General features: G+C 59.6%; 16 protein-coding genes. 11 read left to right on the top strand and 5 right to left on the bottom strand.

Features of this window, described 5'->3' with window-relative positions:
• Nucleotides 1-58 precede the first annotated feature (58 nt).
• Nucleotides 59-1,462, top strand: a complete 1,404-nt coding sequence (locus tag AC0JZ8_RS06285; RefSeq protein WP_471892077.1) for a DUF6880 family protein — start codon at nt 59-61, stop codon at nt 1,460-1,462.
• Between the two features lie 87 nt (nt 1,463-1,549).
• On the opposite strand, the gene fdhA is transcribed toward AC0JZ8_RS06285, so the two are convergent.
• Entirely contained in the window at nt 1,550-2,740 is a 1,191-nt protein-coding gene (fdhA, locus tag AC0JZ8_RS06280; RefSeq protein WP_430255482.1) for a formaldehyde dehydrogenase, glutathione-independent, read from the bottom strand.
• Nucleotides 2,741-3,645: 905 nt separating this feature from the next.
• On the opposite strand from fdhA, the gene AC0JZ8_RS06275 reads away from it, so the two are divergent.
• Both AC0JZ8_RS06275 and AC0JZ8_RS06270 read left to right on the top strand, forming a co-directional pair.
• The gene (locus AC0JZ8_RS06275) at nt 3,646-4,089 is read left to right on the top strand and encodes a PTS sugar transporter subunit IIA (RefSeq protein WP_062576960.1); all 444 of its coding nucleotides are present in this window, start codon (nt 3,646-3,648) and stop codon (nt 4,087-4,089) included.
• A 103-nt stretch (nt 4,090-4,192) separates the two neighbouring features.
• The gene (locus AC0JZ8_RS06270) at nt 4,193-5,044 is read left to right on the top strand and encodes a dihydrodipicolinate synthase family protein (protein WP_471892076.1); all 852 of its coding nucleotides are present in this window, start codon (nt 4,193-4,195) and stop codon (nt 5,042-5,044) included.
• A gap of 77 nt (nt 5,045-5,121) precedes the next feature.
• Here AC0JZ8_RS06270 and AC0JZ8_RS06265 read toward each other — a convergent pair whose 3' ends face one another.
• On the bottom strand, nt 5,122-5,367 hold the full coding sequence (locus AC0JZ8_RS06265; RefSeq protein ID WP_156461718.1) for a hypothetical protein: 246 nt from the start codon (nt 5,365-5,367) through the stop codon (nt 5,122-5,124).
• A gap of 83 nt (nt 5,368-5,450) precedes the next feature.
• The gene (locus AC0JZ8_RS06260; RefSeq protein ID WP_471892075.1) at nt 5,451-5,900 is read right to left on the bottom strand and encodes a phage regulatory CII family protein; all 450 of its coding nucleotides are present in this window, start codon (nt 5,898-5,900) and stop codon (nt 5,451-5,453) included.
• A gap of 185 nt (nt 5,901-6,085) precedes the next feature.
• Here AC0JZ8_RS06260 and AC0JZ8_RS06255 point away from each other — a divergent pair, with 185 nt between their 5' ends.
• Nucleotides 6,086-6,262, top strand: a complete 177-nt coding sequence (locus AC0JZ8_RS06255; RefSeq protein WP_471892074.1) for a hypothetical protein — start codon at nt 6,086-6,088, stop codon at nt 6,260-6,262.
• 34 nt (nt 6,263-6,296) lie between these two features.
• Here the strand turns inward: AC0JZ8_RS06255 and AC0JZ8_RS06250 are convergent, their stop codons facing one another.
• Nucleotides 6,297-6,986 carry a permease gene (locus tag AC0JZ8_RS06250; RefSeq protein ID WP_471892073.1) on the bottom strand — a complete coding sequence of 230 codons (690 nt, stop codon included), beginning with the start codon at nt 6,984-6,986 and terminating at the stop codon, nt 6,297-6,299.
• 270 nt (nt 6,987-7,256) lie between these two features.
• Here AC0JZ8_RS06250 and AC0JZ8_RS06245 point away from each other — a divergent pair, with 270 nt between their 5' ends.
• From AC0JZ8_RS06245 to AC0JZ8_RS06235, 3 genes are all read left to right on the top strand, one after another.
• The gene (locus AC0JZ8_RS06245) at nt 7,257-7,655 is read left to right on the top strand and encodes a hypothetical protein (protein WP_471892072.1); all 399 of its coding nucleotides are present in this window, start codon (nt 7,257-7,259) and stop codon (nt 7,653-7,655) included.
• Nucleotides 7,656-7,706: 51 nt separating this feature from the next.
• Entirely contained in the window at nt 7,707-8,444 is a 738-nt protein-coding gene (locus AC0JZ8_RS06240; RefSeq protein WP_471892071.1) for a lysostaphin resistance A-like protein, read from the top strand.
• A 76-nt stretch (nt 8,445-8,520) separates the two neighbouring features.
• Nucleotides 8,521-9,060, top strand: a complete 540-nt coding sequence (locus tag AC0JZ8_RS06235) for a hypothetical protein (RefSeq protein ID WP_471892070.1) — start codon at nt 8,521-8,523, stop codon at nt 9,058-9,060.
• Nucleotides 9,061-9,222: 162 nt separating this feature from the next.
• Here AC0JZ8_RS06235 and AC0JZ8_RS06230 read toward each other — a convergent pair whose 3' ends face one another.
• Nucleotides 9,223-11,298 carry a methyl-accepting chemotaxis protein gene (locus AC0JZ8_RS06230; protein WP_471892069.1) on the bottom strand — a complete coding sequence of 692 codons (2,076 nt, stop codon included), beginning with the start codon at nt 11,296-11,298 and terminating at the stop codon, nt 9,223-9,225.
• Nucleotides 11,299-12,027: 729 nt separating this feature from the next.
• Here AC0JZ8_RS06230 and AC0JZ8_RS06225 point away from each other — a divergent pair.
• The 4 genes from AC0JZ8_RS06225 to AC0JZ8_RS06210 all read left to right on the top strand — a co-directional run bounded on the left by AC0JZ8_RS06225 (nt 12,028) and on the right by AC0JZ8_RS06210 (nt 16,532).
• The gene (locus AC0JZ8_RS06225; protein WP_471892068.1) at nt 12,028-12,408 is read left to right on the top strand and encodes a hypothetical protein; all 381 of its coding nucleotides are present in this window, start codon (nt 12,028-12,030) and stop codon (nt 12,406-12,408) included.
• A gap of 223 nt (nt 12,409-12,631) precedes the next feature.
• Nucleotides 12,632-13,756: an ABC transporter ATP-binding protein gene (locus AC0JZ8_RS06220; protein WP_082476353.1), complete on the top strand. Its 1,125-nt coding sequence runs from the start codon at nt 12,632-12,634 to the stop codon at nt 13,754-13,756.
• A 90-nt stretch (nt 13,757-13,846) separates the two neighbouring features.
• On the top strand, nt 13,847-14,824 hold the full coding sequence (locus AC0JZ8_RS06215) for an ABC transporter substrate-binding protein (protein WP_062459092.1): 978 nt from the start codon (nt 13,847-13,849) through the stop codon (nt 14,822-14,824).
• 4 nt (nt 14,825-14,828) lie between these two features.
• Nucleotides 14,829-16,532 carry an ABC transporter permease gene (locus AC0JZ8_RS06210; protein ID WP_471892067.1) on the top strand — a complete coding sequence of 568 codons (1,704 nt, stop codon included), beginning with the start codon at nt 14,829-14,831 and terminating at the stop codon, nt 16,530-16,532.
• The last annotated feature ends 122 nt before the right edge of the window (nt 16,533-16,654 follow it).

Below are 16,654 nucleotides of genomic sequence, written 5' to 3'. Positions count from 1 at the left end.
CGTTCCGGTTCTGAACTGTCGCTCCCGACACCTCACGCAAGACCGTATCGACATCGCCATGGCCACGAAGACGACCCTCAACGCGAAGAACCTGGAAGCGCTCGGCTCGCAACGACTTGCCGAGTTGCTGATCGAAATCAGCACGGGCAGTGCCGCAAACAAGCGCCGACTGCGCATGGAACTGGCCGGCAGCCACAGCAGCGGAGAAGTGGCGCGCGAAGTTCGCAAACGGCTCGGCAGCATCGCGCGCGCCCGAACCTTCATCAGCTGGCGGCGGGTAAAATCGACGAAGGCCGACCTCGAAACCCAGCGCAAGACGATCGTCGAGACCGTGGCACCGGACGATCCGGGCGAAGGCTTCGAGCTGATCTGGCAGTTCCTTGCCCTCGGTGAGCCGATCTTCGACAGAACGGACGATGCGAGCGGCGCGCTGCTTGCAAGTTTCCATCAAGCCTGCAGCGATGCTGGCATCATCGCCAGCGGATCAGGCATCGACCCCGATATTCTTGCCGACAGGGTTCTGGCGGCGGTTCAGAACAATGGCCACGGCCAATTCGACCCGTTCATTCCAGCCATGGCCCCGGCCCTCGGCACTCAAGGCCTCGACCGCCTGAAATCGCTGCTTGTGCAGTGGTTGAACGAGCCCGACGAAAGCGCCCGGGAAAGCATCGGCACCACCTCACCGAGGCACGACCGGCATGATGAGACGACAGTGCGTATCGCGCTTCAGGCAATCGCCGATGCCACAGGAGATGTGGATGCCTACATTGGCGAACAGCCGGAGAAAACCCGACGGATACCGGCAATCGCTGCCGAAATAGCTCGCCGTCTCCTCTCCGCAGGGCGCGCCGAAGAAGCGCTGCAGGCGCTCGATGGCGCCGAAATAACCGGTTCGCCAGACCGCGAGATCGAATGGCAGCTCGCCCGCGCCGAGACGCTGGAAACCCTGGGACGCACCGAGGAAGCCCAGGCCGATCGCTGGCGATGGTTCGAACAGTCGCTCAGCGACATTCACCTGCGCGCATTCTTGAAACGCCTGCCGGACTTCGACGATATGGACGCCGAGGAAAGAGCGTTTGCCTATGCCCAGACTTCCCCGGATGTTCACCAGGCCCTCGCCTTCTTCCTGCGCTGGCCGGCACTCACCCAGGCAGCACGACTCGTGACAACCAGGACGGCAGAACTGAATGGCGATCTCTACGAACTGATGACATCAGCTGCCGAGATGCTCGCCCCCCATCATCCGCTCGCCGCAACCCTGATCCTGCGCAGCATGATCGACTTCTCGCTCGATCATGGAAAAGCCAGCCGCTACAAGCACGCAGCCCGGCACCTCGGCACAGCCCAAGCCCTCGCGCCCCATATCCTCGATCCCGGCACGCTCATATCCCACGCGGCCTATGTCGCAGCGCTAAAGCGCCTGCACGCAAACAAGCGTGGCTTCTGGAACCATGTGACGTGAGGACTTGGTAGCGTTAGGCAAATCTGCCTTGTCCGGCACCCAATATGGCGCCGGACAAGGGTAGCGGGCTGCACTCGGCCGGTGAGATCATGCGGCTTTCGTCAGGTCCCCATGCGGATCCAGCACGTATTTGACCGCGGCCCCCTGATCGAAGCTTTCATAGCCTTGCGCCGCCTCATCAAGCGAGATGATCTTCGCGTTGACGATGTCGGCGATCGGCAGACGGTCGTGAAGGATGGCTTGCATGAGCTGACGATTGTATTTCAACACCGGCGTCTGGCCCGTGTGGAAGGACTGGGCCTTCGCCCAGCCGAGACCCAGCCGAAGCGACAGACTGCCCTTTTTTGCGGCGTCATCCACCGCACCAGGATCTTCCGTCACATAAAGGCCGGGAATGCCGATGGAGCCCGCCGCGCGGGTGATCTCCATCATCTGGTTCAAAACGATAGCCGGCTGTTCGCCACCCGAATGTCCGCGGGCTTCGAAACCGACAGCATCGATGGCGCTATCGACCTCGTCTGTCCCAACCACCTCGGCGATCATGTCCCCGAGCCGGTCGCTTTTCGACAGATCGATCGGCTCGAAGCCGACCTTGGCGGCATGCGCGAGACGATCCTTGTTGAAATCACCGATCATGACGACCGCCGCACCGAGAATGCGCGCCGACGCAGCCGCTGCGAGACCGACCGGACCAGCACCCGCAACATAGACCGTCGACCCGACCCCGACGCCTGCCTTGACCGCCCCGTGAAAACCAGTCGGCAGGATATCCGACAGCATCGTCAGATCGCGGATCTTCGACATCGCTCTGTCGCGATCCGGGAATTTCAGCAGATTGAAATCTGCATAGGGAACAGTGACATAACGCGCCTGGCCGCCGATCCAGCCGCCCATGTCGACATAGCCATAGGCACCGCCCGCGCGCGATGGATTGACGGTGAGGCAGACGCCGGTATCCTGCGACTTGCAGCAACGGCAGCGGCCACAGGCGACGTTGAAGGGCACGGAAACGATATCGCCGATCTCGAGCATCTCGACATCGACGCCCTTTTCGATGACCTCGCCCGTGATTTCGTGGCCAAGCACGAGCCCCGGCAAGGCCGTCGTGCGCCCGCGCACCATATGCTGGTCTGACCCGCAGATATTGGTCGAAATCACTTTCAGGATAACGCCATGCTCGATCCGGCGCCCATTTGGCGCCTCAAGCTTGGCGTCGTCGATATCCCTCACCTCGACCTTGCCTGGCCGCAAATAGACTACACCTCTGTTCCTGCTCATGCCCATTCCTCCTCTGGGTGGGTTAGACGGAAAGCCAATGCTGCTCGCCGGCAGTTCGCCAAAAGCGGCACTTCCGCCGCATTCCCCGATCTCTTCCTCCTCGAAAAGATCAGGCGAGCAAAACAATGTACCTCAACCCCAGCAGCAGACCACCATCATTCCCATTCGACTGCCGCGACAACGACATGCGGAGATGCAATGGCGACGAGTGGCGATTTGGCGAGGAAGACTTCCGAAATGCGCATAGGTCAGAGCGCCCGAGGAACAGACAAGACGTCATTCAGGGACGCCGCTCCGACGTGTAAACACTGTGACCGCGTTAAGGCAGATGGAGGTGTGTTGGGCGGGCTAGTGACCTGGCGCGAAGTGTCAAAAATCACTATGCATTTTCTATATTCTAGTCCTTCTCCCCGTCTCGAATCCCTATGCGTATCCGATCCATAAAGACGGAGACCCACGCCAACCTGCGCCTGGGCATCGACCCGAAAAAGGTGCGACATGATGTTCGACTACAGATTGTTCGGAGCTTCGACGATCCTTTTCGAGGCTTGTCTTGCCCACATGCAGTGGTGTCAGGAGCGGCTTCAGTGCGTTTCGTGATGTTCGCCCGCTTTGTTCGCAACGCCGTCTTTCCCCGCCGGAACGCAAGGATGGCATGTTGTGGCTCCAACGTTATCTTCGGAATTGTTTGCGCACTTGGCTCGGTCATGTTCGTGGCGAAGGTCATCACCAACATTGCATCCGTCAACTGAAATGTCGGAAACAACAGGGCAAGCCCGTCGTGCTGCGTCATCGTGTTGGGCACGATGACGCAGCACGACTTCCGAACAAGGGCAAACCCCGCAGCTGGTGGTGCAGCTCGTTCAGAGACGAACCAGGCTTCGGAATTTAACGGAGGAGAGAAAATGTTGGTCCACGATTTTCTCCTGGCGGAGAACGTCTTCGTTGGGTTGAGTTCATCGTCAAAACAACACCTCCTGCGGCAGATATCTGAGAAGGCTGGCGAAGCGACCTCGGTTCCTTACCGTATAATCGCCAAAGCACTATCCGACCGCGAGGTCCTGGGCTCTACGGGTATCGGGGGCGGTGTGGCCCTTCCGCATGCTGCAGTCGCTGGACTGGAATCCGTATTTTGCCTTGTGGTTCTTCTGGCGCACCCGATCGACTTCGAGGCCGTGGACGGCGAGCCCGTCGACATCGTCATTCTGCTTCTGACACCCGCTTCCGCACGGACGGAAGCCCTCAATGTCCTGTCATGCGTCGCCAGGCGCTTTAGAGAGGGCGACGCTGTTCGAGGGCTACGGGCGGCCAGGACCGGTGACCAGGTTTATGCAATCCTGACAGCGTGACGCCATCCTTGCACACGGAAAGCTGACGAGTTCGTCCGACCCATCGACATCTGGAAGATCGGCGATCAGTTCGACGTCGGTCTCGTCTCAACGGGAAATCACCATGACGTTCTTTCGGGGGCCAGGGCCATTTTCTATCACAGCGATGCTGACGCCGTTCTCAGCCACCAGCGTCGATATCGCAGTCTTCGAGGCTGAAGTCCGCCACCAAGTCGCGGCGGGAATCGACGGTATCGTCGTCCACGATGTCATCGGGGAGAGCTGCGCGCTTGAGCAGAGGGAACAGGACCTGCTTTTGAGAACGGCCGTCCGCTGTGCGGATAGCCAACTGACTGTCATCGCCGCGACAGGATCGAACTGTACGGCGAAGACGATTGAACGTTCGCTGAGGGCGCAGGAACTGGGGGCAAAGGCCTTGCTGCTGACGGTGCCCTATTACACGAAGCCAACCCTGAAAGGCGTAGTCGATCATTTCCGACAGATCGACGCTGCGGTCCGGCTTCCCATCCTGATCGACGACGATCCGTCAAGGACGGCGCGAGATTTCGGGGAAGAGATGCTTGTCGAGCTTGCTGACCTCGCTCAGGTCGTCGGTATTTGCCACGGCCCCGCACGTCTTGCCCACTTCGCCAATATCAGGGCCTCGTTGCGCAACCGGTTCAAGCACTTGTCCCGGGACGACCACTCCCTGTCTTCCTTCCTCGCACTTGGTGGATCGGGCGTGATATCTGCGCTGAACAACATCCGCCCAGCACCGGTAACGTCACCGAACTGGTCCGTTGATGCAAGGTCCACACCGCAACTGGATACGTGTGATGTCGCGGGGCTGAAGGTTGCCGTCTCGTTGGATCGCCCCTTTCCCACCGACGTTCGGTTGCCGTTGATGCCGCTCGAGCGGGACGAAGAAATCGTCCTTCGCACCGTATGCGCGGAGCTCTTGAGGAGCGACCGTTGACCACGCCCCAGCCTGAAAACTACGCCGTCTATATTTCTTTGTCGCGAAGCCACATCGATTTCGACATGCCCTCAGACTTATTTTTCTTTTGCCGCTTTTGAATGCGTCTTGAGCAAAAGGAGAAACAAATGATGATCGAAAAACAGTCCGCGAATGAGAAGATTCCCCTCCCGGGCAACACAGCTTTCGCTGGACCAAGATTCCTGATTGGCAGAAATCGTCGGGGTGGTTGGATCGTAAACGACCGCCTCGGGCTGGTCGGTGGCATCTTCGTCAACGAAGCAGCCGCCCGTCATTTTGCGATTGAAGAGTCTGACAGGCACTACGAGCTTATAGCAGTACTGGACGACGCGGCGATCGAGCTTGAGTTCCGCAAAGCAGATTTCTCAAACGCAACAGCATCCCATCAGTCCTCCGAAATCTGCAACCGAAGTGTTGCAAGCGCTCGTTCGGCCTCAACGATATCCTTCAGTAGAAGCCTCTTGTGACGGTGGTCCAGCCCGCCGCCTGCCAACACAGCGTCCACAAGCTCAAGGATATCGGCCGCTTCGACCACGACCTTTGTCGCTCCCCTTTGTACCGCTTCGTTGGCAAGGCGTCCCTCGACCGGAGGCATTATACGCTCCGCTGCCACAAAGACGCTTCCGTCCAGAAGATAAGACGCCAGCCTCGGGTCCGGTAACAATCTGATCAGAGCCTGGATCTCGTCGGCGGAAAAAGGGCTGCGAGCAATCAGTCGCGAGTGAAGCGACGCGTAGCTCATCCCCAAGGCGGCCGCCGCTTCCTCAACCGACATCTGCTTCTCCACCACGAGAAGCGTGTAGACGATGTGGGCAAAATCTTCGCCGCGGTTCATGAGGTCCCTCCTGAGTGTTGGATCGTCACACAGAGGCCCTGAGGCTGCAAGGCCGTCAAAACGGCGCACGCGTTTTGATCGCGGGAGCCGGTTTGAGATTCTATCTGCGCCAAGGCCGGCGTGCCCCCCGTCGGCTGGGATGGTCCTGTGAAGTACCGTGCCGATCACATCATCATGGAATGACAATGCTTTTCTGGATCATCATGTCCGCCACAGTCTTGGTAACAACCGTAGCGGCCGTTGTCCTCGGCATATCGCTTGCCGAAACAGGAAGACTTCACTTCGTTGCCTTCGTGGTTCTCTGGGTGGTCACCGGAGTTTTCATCCCCATGTGGCTGATCATCCGTCACGGACGAAAATGACGACATGGCACGGTCGCGCGTCTCCGCCAGTCAATCAACCAGGGGCGGGAGCGATGCTCTTAGCGTCGAGAGTAATCACCGCTGCAACGGTAAACGCCGCGATGGTGGCAAACAGGAATGCGCCGACGAAAATAGCGATCGCTTTCAGCGCGCTGACGCCAAGGTCGTGCCTGAACCAGCGGACCTGCGCCTGCGCGTACCAGATGGTGGCAACCGCCACTGCGACGACGCCGGCGAGATTTCCTTGCTCCTGCGGGATGCTGAAGAAATCGAGGCCCAGCACGAGAAAGAAGGCGAAGGGTGCTGCGACATAGCACTGGCTGAAGAAGGGCGGGCGGAGAGAATTTCGGGTGATCCTGACCCTCTTCGATCGCAGCAGAGTCACCGCCATGCAGAGCGGAAAGATACCGAAGATCACCCCTCTTGCGATCAGAAGATTGGAGCCCGAACCGAGCTCGCGGGCAGCTTCCGTCGGATCGTAGACCGATGGCAGTGCTCCGGACAGCGCCTGTGAGAGAAGCAGCGTAATGAGCAGGAACAGGGGCGGACTAAGCGTGTCCTGATACTGTTCTTCCGGCTCGTCGGCGAGTTCGATGTCTGCGTAGCGCATCATGCTGAGTGGCCTAACGACCGCACGCCACATTGTAACGGGATAAAAGACCAGCCACGACACCAGCTCGTAGAGGAGCTCTTCGAGCGACTTCAGCAGTTTCATGAAGTCCACGTGCCAGTCCTTCCCGTTGATGCCTGCGTGTGGTTGCACCCTCTTACCAGCGTCGGCACCAGACGTCACTGTGCAGTGCCCTGTCTCTGCGCGCAGGCGGGCAGCTGCCACCGTGAAGGACTTGGCCGAACAGGCTTCCCATGCCATTTCAGCTAATGTAGATTTTTGAAATAGACGCCGGGAGGTCGTCGCATGAACCCGAGCAACTTCGTCAAGGCGCCAAGCCGTTCCAGAGACGTTGCTCGTAGATCGAACGGGAGGAGCCAGTCGATGAAGATGATGAAAAGCCTGATATTCGGGGTCGCCATGATAGCAGCCGTGCCCTCTGTCGCCGACGAGATGCGGCGCGAGACGGTTCGTTTTGCTACGGGATCCTCGAGCTCGACCATCAAATCGTCGGTCAAAGGCTACCAGACGGTTCAGTACGCGCTGTCGGTTACAGCGGGCCAGAAGATGAGCGTCCAGCTCGATTCCCGCAATACAAGCCTCTACTTCAATGTGACCGCTCCGGGCGCCGATGCAGCTCTCTACAACAGCTCGATCGATGGAAACGGCACCAGCATCACGATCCCGTCCAGCGGCAAGTACCTCATCGACGTCTATCTGATGCGCAATGCAGCAAGGCGCGACGAGACCGCGAGCTACGATCTCACGCTCTACGTCGAGTAGTCATCCGAACCGCGTGCGACACGGTCGTCCGGAAATGTCGAGGTTCGAACGATGATCTCAACCGATCGCGATTTCCCGTTCTACAACGGCAAGCCCGTCGAAATTGATGGACCAAGCTGGCTCCTTGTCATGGTATCGTTGGCGGCCGCTTTGCTTGTGCTCTCCCTCGTTCCCCTTCGCACCTTCCCCTACAATCTCATTCCGGCGCTGCTGTTCGTCGCAGTCCCCGTGTTGGCGCTTAGCAAGGTAGCCGGGCCACACTTTAAGTGCCTGTTCCGTCCTGTCGGAATTCGATCCGTGGGGCTGATGGTGCTGTTCGGGGTTGCTACGCTGCTGGGATCCATGGCGATGGGCTTGGTCCTGCAACAGTTTTTCGAACTTTACTCCAATCCCGTCGCGGATGCGATCGCCGCGATGTCGGCGACCCAGGTCAGCGCAGCGTTGCTGGTGACCGGCATCCAGTTGGTAGGGGAAGAGCTTTTCGGAATACTGCCTTTCCTCGCTGTTTTGTGGCTGTGCGTACAGCGTTTGCACCTGTCACGAAGGTTGGGGATCCTGATCGCCGTTGTCGTTTCGTCTCTGCTCTTCGGCGCGGCGCATCTGCCGACCTATGACTGGCACTTTGCACAGTCTCTCATCGGCATCGGTTTTGCCCGCCTGATACTCACGTTCGCCTATATCGTCACGAGAAATCTCTGGGTCTCCGCGGGCGCCCATATCATCAACGACTGGACTGGATTTGTCTTCGTTTTGGAGTTCGGTCACGTGCCGATCAACGCAGTGGAGTGAACCTCGAAGGCCAGTGGTCGCTAAGAAATCCAACTCATGGCCTTCGCGCCGCAACGTTCGAACGAAAGGACTTGGAATGCGCATCGTCACGAAAACTCTCATGGGCATGGTCCTGCTGTCGGCCCTACCCGCTTCTGCAAACGACGTTCATCAGACGAAGTGCAAGGGCAACAGCGGAGCATGCATCCAGGAAGCCCAGCGCGTCTGCGGTGGCGAATACCACGTTCTTTTCAGTGAGAGCCACGCCGGAGGGCTCCTCGGCGACAGCGTTCCAGGACCGGTGACCTGGTACTCCATGAGCTACGAATGTCTGAACTCCCGTGGCGACAAGCCGGACTTCCCGTTCCGCGGCAACACGTATTCACCGCCGCCGGAACGCGACATCGAAACGAAGTCGCGGCAGAGGGTCTCCGTCGGAAGCATGGGTAAATTCTGCCAGGGAGAGGCATCAGCCACGTTCGGCCGGAGGCCTCAGGAAATCCTTACTCTCCCGGTGGAGCGCACGGGGGGCGGGTTCACTGTCTACGGCCAGTTCCCACCCGAGGGATCGCGGGTCACCACGTTCGAGTGCCGCTTCGATTCGTCCGGTGCATTCAGACGCGTTGTTCGGGACTAATTACGGTTTCGCAACGACGCGCAACCTTCCTCGCGGTCGCGAGGTGCGGGTCTCCCACGAGAGCGGTCGCTGATCGTCGCCCGTCACCGACACGTAGTCATCTCAATGTGAAGATGCTGCTCTCCGGTGATCGAGGCGCCGGCTCCAGAAATCTCGCTGAAATTAAGCAGCGTGGTCCACTCCACTCGCGTGAGTGTCGCATGTTGATGGTCCCTGCGCGAGTTGGAACATGCCGACGAGACCGCGTAGGCGTTGCGCCTCGTTCATGAGCAGTGCGCTTGCCGCATTGTTTTCCTCGACCATCGCGGCATTTTGCTGTGTTCCGTGATCGAGCATGTTGACGGCCGTGTTGATCTCGTTGAGGCCGACGGATTGTTCGCGAGCCGAAAGGGCAATCGCTTCGACTTGCGTGGTGATCGCTTTCACGCGGCCGGTGATTTCGGTCAGTCCTTCGCCGGTCTCACGGACGCAGCGAACGCCGTCTAGAACTTCTCGGTCAGACGTCTGGATCAGTTGCTTGATTTCTCGTGCGGCTTCCGCCGACCGTCCTGCCAGAGCGCGGACCTCCTGGGCAACCACCGCAAATCCTCGTCCTGCCTCCCCCGCTCTTGCCGCCTCGACCCCGGCGTTGAGAGCCAGAAGATTGGTCTGGAAAGCGATCTCGTCGATCACGCCGATGATTCCGCCGATTTTGGTCGACGAGATCTCGATGCGTGCCATGGCTTTCAACGCATTTGAAACGAGCACAGCTGTGCTTTCACTCGCGGCATTGGTTTCGCTGGCAATACGATGGGCGTCTTGCGATCGGCGCGACGCGTTGCCGACATTGGCAGTGATCTGTTCGAGCGCTGCCGCGGTCTCTTCGAGCGATGCGGCCTGCTGCTCGGTACGGCGGGACAGATCGTCAGCGCTCGAGGCGATCTCGCGGCTTCCCCCCTCGATGGAAATGCTTGCATGGGCGATCGAGCTCATGACATCGGCCAACTGGGCGACTGTTGCATTGAGATCGCGGCGTAGATTTTCGAAGTCCGGCGCAAATGGCTCGGTCAGTTCGAAAGCGAGATCGCCGCTTGCCAAACGCCGCAGCCCTTCGGCGAGACCTCCGGTTGCATGGCTCAATCGTGCCCTTGCCTCGGTCTCTGCTTCCCGTTGCAGGCGGACGCGTTCACCTTCCGCGTTGGCCCGTACGGTCGCTGCTTCTTCTTCCAAACGACGGTTGGCGATCGCCGCCTCCCGAAACGTGTGCAGCGCGCCGGCCATGGCACCGAATTCGCTGCGAGATCCAAACGACGGGATCGCAAGATCCGTCTGTCCCTCGGCGAGCTTACCCATGGCACCGGTCATCGCCGCGACTGGCCGCGTAATGGACCGGCCGATAATCCAGACGCCGCCACCAAGCCCGACGATCGCCAGCAGAACCAGGCCGGCGACGACGGTAAGGTTGCGAGACGCGACTCTTTCATTTTCCACGAGGATAGTCTCGCGCTCCGTTTCGTAAGCTGCGCTGACAGCCTGCACCTGCGGCTCTAACGCAAGGTAGGCAGCTGCAACATCCTTGCGGGTCTCTGCTTCCCCAATGCTGGCTTCGGCGTAAAAGCGAAATGCCGATCGGTAAATTTCCAGGCCATCGAGCACCCGGCTGCGCTGCGCACCCGGGCGGAAGGCGTTTTTCACAAGCGTCGCGAACGTCTCAGCCTCCTCTGTGTGTTTTTGCAGATATGAGGCATCGCCACGCAGTATGAAGTCTTTCTCATGACGCCGCAGCATCAACATGCTGGCGCGAATAGCGGTATCGTCGACGGAGTCCAGACGTCCCTCGATCGAATGAACCGCCGAGCGCATGGCGCCCTGCAAGCCATTGTCCTGATCGAGACCAAGGTCCTGATTGTTCTTCACAAGCGTATCAAACGCTGCTTCGTAGGCAGTCAGGCCAATGCTCAGTTGGTCGAGTTGGGCTGCGAGTTCAGGAGTGGCGGAACGACGAAGGCTCGCCAGCATGCCACGACCTTGAGAAACGGCTGCCTTGAACTTTTCCGTGCTGGCCATCTCTTTTTCGAGCAGGAATGCCTGCTGGAACATGTAGCTGGCGCTCACGCTGGCCGACAGGCTTGCAACGTCGGCTTTGCTCTCGGCAAGCGCATCTGCAGCGGCACGATATCCGTGCTCGACGTGGCGCTGACCGATAAAGATGGCGCAGATCGTGATGATACCGACGAGCGCCATCGCCGCCAGGAGCATGACGCGCTGCGAGATTCGAAGATTGGCGAAGAGCAAAGGCTTAGACCTCAAAGGCAAGAAAATAGCGGCATCAATGCCCTTCGGCTCTTAAGCAAATGTCTACGGAGTGTGAATTTACTGTGACATAACCGCGTGCGTGCCGGTGCGGCGCAGCTCACTTGCCCCCTCGGCTAGATTGCGGAAGAGGGCTTCAGCACACTGAAGCTGTGATCATTGTGGAGTGCGATAACACCCTCGTATTCAAGGGCATAGAGAGCGTTGAGTAGCTCGTGCCTGGAAAACTTCACTGTCGTCGGCGTGTTTGCGATCGTGCGAAACCGGATCTGCGACGGCGGCCTCAGCCGCAATCGTCGCAATAGATCCGATAGAGCATGCACAACTTCGAGATGGGTTCTCAACGACCGGGTCTCCAGGTAACACTCTCGATCAACGCAACACGCGCCGAAGCGACAATGCTGTCTCCAGCTATCCCTGGTCTATTTCAGTTTTGTGACGCGGCTTAAGGAATAAGATGGCCTTGGCCAAGCAGTCGTCTGCGTAATCCTGCGTGGGAGTTACCTGATGGGCTTAAGAGTCCTGATGGCTGCATTGAGTGCGATCCTGACACGAGGTCAGCCCGATCCAGTTTGACACCAGGCCGGGCAGTCGTCAGGATCAATTTGCCCTGAACGACATTCGCACACCGTCGTCATCGGAACCGAACTTTCATCCGAAAAAGGAATCATCCTCATGGGCAAGAAACTGAACAAGGTCTACGAGGCGCTCGTCAGTGGCGCAGCCGACGGTCTAACCGGCAAAGAACTCTATGCTCATGTCGTAGACGAATGCCCGAAGACATCGAGCAAACGCATTGTCAAAGCCTCCCTGTTTGCGTTGTCCGACCCGGACATCAAGGAGAGAGGTCTGCTGGAAGCAATCTACGCGCTTGCTATCGACTATCGCCTGTCCTCGCTGGGGGTCGATGAAGAAACTCAGGAGACAGATGACGAAAACAGTCCGGCTCCACTTATTTCACAGGAACTGAGAAACAGGCTCGAAAGCACGGTCTCGATTATTCCGGCCATTCGAGAGGACGCGACATTACCGGAACCGTCTAAAGGCATCCATTGAGTGCAGATAGGCACCGCTCAATCCGACGCACTCAGCGTCCATCGGGCACGTCCGTCACAGCAATTTCCAAGGGCTTGATGGCCTTCAGTACGAATTCGATAGCGAGAATATCGACCTCGTTCTACTGCCCTACCCAGTCGGAACTGGCTATGCCTCGCACCTGACCGTCATCCACACGTCACATATTCGTGGAATCTGATCTTGACGATCGGAGGGCGATTACGTGCCGTATCTATGCCTCAACGCGATATCGAAGCACTTCGACCAGTTCACAGCGCTGGATAGCGTCTCGCTCGCGATACCCGACGGAGCGTTTCTCGCCTTGCTTGGACCTTCAGGCTGCGGCAAGACCACTCTTCTGCGCCTGATCGCCGGGCTTGAGCATCCCGATCAAGGAGAGATCCGTTTCGACGATCAGTTAGTCGCCGGTGATGCCGTCTTTGTCCCACCGGAAAAGCGTCGCGTTGGCATGGTCTTTCAGTCGTATGCGCTCTGGCCGACGATGACCGTACGAAAAAATATCGAGTTCGGCTTGAAAGTCGCCGGGCTCACGGTTCAGGAGCGAAACCAACGCATCGATGAGGTTCTGGACGTCGTCGGGCTTCGGGGGCTGGATGGCCGCCGGCCGCACGAACTGTCGGGTGGACAGCGGCAAAGGGTAGCGCTTGCTCGCTCGCTCGCAACCAGACCGCAACTCATCCTGCTCGATGAACCGCTTGCCAATCTCGATTCTCACTTGCGTGAGGCCATGCTCGCGGAATTCCGCCGTATCCATAGTCTGACCGGCGCCACATTCGTATTCGTCACCCATGATCAGGACGAGGCGATGGCGGTTGCGACGCATGTCGCCGTCTTGGACCGGGGCCGGCTACAGCAGCTCGGTACGCCGGAAGAGCTTTACCGCCAGCCGTCTTCGAGCATGGTTGCCCGTTTCATCGGTCGGGGACGGACGCTGCCGGTCCAAGTGGTTGAGTCCGGAGCGGGTCGAACGAAGGTCATGCTCGGCCAGCAGCTCCTCGACATGCCGGGCGAGGCCCCGACAGGCTATGGCTGGCTGTGCTGTCATGCCTCCGATTTCAAGCGCGTGCCTGAGGGCGGCCACCTGAAGGTCGAGCTCCTGGGTCAGGTCTTTCAGAACGGCGTCTTCCTCAGCCACTGTCTGCCGACTGAGATTGACGGCGACGTCGTCAGCCTGCCGCTCGAGGAGCGGTTAGCGCCCGGCACATCGATCGAACTCGTCCTTACGGGCGGCTGGGTGATCGGCGACGGCGGAACAGGCCAAACCTGGGCCGGCCGTGTCACTGGTCGATCGTCAACCTGTCGTTCTGCCGTCATCTCTGTGAGCTAGGCGAAACAGCACCTGCCGAACCGGTGGCCGTCTCCCCATCGCCCGGGCGGGGCCGCGTTCAAAACAATCTGCCCTATCAACGAGGTTCTCATGTTCTTCCGCACGCTCGTCGCCACAACCATTCTTGCCGGCCTCGCCTTCCAGGCCGCGGCCGCAGACACGATCACCGTTTACACCTCGCAGCCGCAGGATCAGATGACCAAGGTCATCGAGGCGTTCAACGCCGACCATCCAGAGATCAAGGTTGAACTCTTCCGTTCCGGCACGACCGAGGTCATGGCCAAGCTGCAGGCTGAATATGCCGCTGGCAACAGCCCGGCCGACGTCATCCTGATCGCTGATACCGTCGCGATGACGCAGTTGAAGAACGACGACCGCCTTCTGGCCTTTACCGACGCTCCGGTTGCGGGCATAAACCCGGCCTTCATCGATGCCGACAAGACCTTTTTCGGCACCAAGGTGATCACCACAGGGATCATCTACAACACGAACCTCGTGAAGACCGCCCCGAAGAGCTGGAACGACCTGCTTGCCGCCGATGCGGCCAAGAGCCTTATCATGCCAAGCCCGCTCTATTCCGGTGCGGCCGTCATCCATGTCGGCACGGTAACGCAGCAGCCTGAATTCGGCTGGGCGTATTACGAAAAGCTGGCCGAGGCCGGCGCCGTTGCCGGCCAGGGCAATGGCACGGTTGTCGAAGCCGTTGCGCGCGGCGAAAAGGCCTACGGCATCATCATCGAATACATGGCCCTCAACGCCAAGAAGAAGGGTTCACCCGTCGACTTCGTCTTTCCCGCAGAAGGTGTAAGCTCGATCACCCAGCCAGTCGCCGTGCTCAAGGGGTCCGATCAGGTCGAGGCAGCCAAGACCTTCGTCGCCTGGCAGCTCTCCAAGGCAGCCCAGGTACAGGCCGCCGCCCAGGGCTATTTCCCGATCCTGCCCGGTGTCGCGCAGCCGGAAGGGTACCCGGCGCTTACCACACTGAAGATCCTGCCCGCCGATAGCGATGCCATGCTCAAGGCCGACAAGGAAACCAAGGAAAAGTTCGCGGAACTGTTTGGCGGTTGACCCTATGATCCGCAGACCCGTTATGGGCCGGCCGCATCGTTTGGGAGGCGAGCATCTGCTCGTCTCCCTTCTCGTTTTATACGTGTCCTTCACGACGCTATGGCCGCTCGCGCGGCTCTTTTCCGCCGCCTTCCAACCCGGCGAGGACGGCACGCCGCTCGGGCTGATGCTGACCACGCTCGCCAGTCGCTCGGCACTCAGGGCGCTCTCGGGAACGCTGCAGACCGCGCTTCTGTCCGTTGCCGTGTCGACTGTCATCGGCGTGGCGCTCGCCTTTGCAGTCAGCCTTTTGAAACTCCGCACCCGCGCCGCACTGACCTTTCTCATCCTGATCCCGCTGATCGTGCCGTCGCAAACCATGGCGCTTGCCTGGATTGAACTCTTTGGCGCGCAGTCGCCGATCCTGAAACCGCTCGGCCTTGCGCCACCGCCGGGCTCCACCAACCCGCTTTATTCAACTGGCGGGATCGCGCTTGTGATGGGCATCGAACACATGCCGCTGGTTTTCATTGCTGTCCGGGCGGCGCTGCGGGCACTGCCGGCCGACCTTGTCGAGGCCGCGCGCATCCTCGGTATTTCGCCAGGCAGGATCGGCCTCGGAATCGTCTTACCCATCGTCATGCCTTCGGTGCTGGCTGGAAGCTTGATCGCGTTCACCGCGGCGATTGGCAATTTCGGCGTGCCGGCACTTCTTGGCATTCCGGGCCGCATCTCGGTCCTGACAACGTTGATCTACCAACGGCTGAACGGCTTCGGCCCGGCCGCCGCCGGCCAAGTGGCGACACTGGCGCTGATGCTCGCTGCCATGGCGGCGCTTGCCATCGTCCTGCGCAACATCGTCACGACCCGCATCGCCGTGCCGCTTCCGGCCGGGACACCCTTCGTGCCTACCCGCCGCGCGCCTGTAATCGAGTTCATGCTGTGGATCGTGGTGCTCATCCTGTCGCTCGTGCCGCTCGCGGCGCTGACCATGACTGCGCTCTTGCCGGCCATCGGGGTGGCCTTCGGACCCGACACGATAAGCCTCGACCAGTTCCGCGCCGTGCTCGACAATCCGACCGTGCGAAGGGCTTTTGCCAATTCGCTGCTGCTCGCCGTGATCACGGCCGCAATTTCGATGCTGGTGGCCGTACCGCTGGCCTTTCTTTCTCAACGCCGTACAAATCCTGTGCTCCGGCTGCTTGATTTCGTCATCGAGGGGCCCTGGGTCGTTCCCGGCACTGTTGTCGCGCTCGGCATGATCCTCGCGTTCCTCAAGCCGCTGCCGCTGATCGGGCTGTCGCTCTACGGGACCATGGCGATCCTCGTCATCGCCTATCTCTCGCGCTTCCTGCCGCTGGTGCTCCGGCCCGTGGCCGCCGCCGCGCAATCAGCCGACCCCGCACTGGACGAGGCGGCTCGCATTACCGGCGCCGGTCTTAATCGCCGCATCCTGTCCATCTTCTTGCCCGGCGTGCTACCGGCCGCGGCTGCCGGGGCGATTCTGGTCGTGATGACGGCGCTCAACGAGCTGACGCTTTCGACACTGCTCTGGTCGTCGGGAAAGGAAACCATAGGTGTGATGATTTTTGCCCTGCAGTATGAAGGAAACTCGACTGGCGCAGCGGCAGTCGCAGTTCTCTCAACCCTCCTCGTGTTGAGCCTTGCCGGGGGAGCGACATTGATTGGCTCAAGCATGCCGAAGGGCACCCTGCCCTGGTTGGAGTGATTGAAGTACGGTGGTTTAAGCTTAGTTCCTAGCTTCGAAAATGCGGGGTAAAGGCGTGCCCTACCTTCAAAAAGCTAGGGAAAGAGATGACGGAACTTGACGTGCTATTGATCTGTTGTGAG

The organism is Velazquezella soli, from assembly GCF_977018685.1.
Note: the sequence above shows the minus strand (reverse complement) of the source record. Positions and strands in the feature narration are given on the sequence as shown.

Bases quoted from the DNA above. Each gene is read 5' to 3' on its own strand.
- fdhA (WP_430255482.1), bottom strand. From the start codon at position 2,740: ATGAGCAGGAACAGAGGTGTAGTCTATTTGCGGCCAGGCAAGGTCGAG.
- AC0JZ8_RS06285 (WP_471892077.1), top strand. From the start codon at position 59: ATGGCCACGAAGACGACCCTCAACGCGAAGAACCTGGAAGCGCTCGGC.
- AC0JZ8_RS06210 (WP_471892067.1), top strand. From the start codon at position 14,829: ATGATCCGCAGACCCGTTATGGGCCGGCCGCATCGTTTGGGAGGCGAG.
- AC0JZ8_RS06260 (WP_471892075.1), bottom strand. From the start codon at position 5,900: ATGAACCGCGGCGAAGATTTTGCCCACATCGTCTACACGCTTCTCGTG.
- AC0JZ8_RS06230 (WP_471892069.1), bottom strand. From the start codon at position 11,298: ATGCTCCTGGCGGCGATGGCGCTCGTCGGTATCATCACGATCTGCGCC.
- AC0JZ8_RS06235 (WP_471892070.1), top strand. From the start codon at position 8,521: ATGCGCATCGTCACGAAAACTCTCATGGGCATGGTCCTGCTGTCGGCC.
- AC0JZ8_RS06245 (WP_471892072.1), top strand. From the start codon at position 7,257: ATGAAGATGATGAAAAGCCTGATATTCGGGGTCGCCATGATAGCAGCC.
- AC0JZ8_RS06275 (WP_062576960.1), top strand. From the start codon at position 3,646: ATGTTGGTCCACGATTTTCTCCTGGCGGAGAACGTCTTCGTTGGGTTG.
- AC0JZ8_RS06225 (WP_471892068.1), top strand. From the start codon at position 12,028: ATGGGCAAGAAACTGAACAAGGTCTACGAGGCGCTCGTCAGTGGCGCA.
- AC0JZ8_RS06270 (WP_471892076.1), top strand. From the start codon at position 4,193: ATGACGTTCTTTCGGGGGCCAGGGCCATTTTCTATCACAGCGATGCTG.
- AC0JZ8_RS06215 (WP_062459092.1), top strand. From the start codon at position 13,847: ATGTTCTTCCGCACGCTCGTCGCCACAACCATTCTTGCCGGCCTCGCC.
- AC0JZ8_RS06240 (WP_471892071.1), top strand. From the start codon at position 7,707: ATGATCTCAACCGATCGCGATTTCCCGTTCTACAACGGCAAGCCCGTC.
- AC0JZ8_RS06255 (WP_471892074.1), top strand. From the start codon at position 6,086: ATGCTTTTCTGGATCATCATGTCCGCCACAGTCTTGGTAACAACCGTA.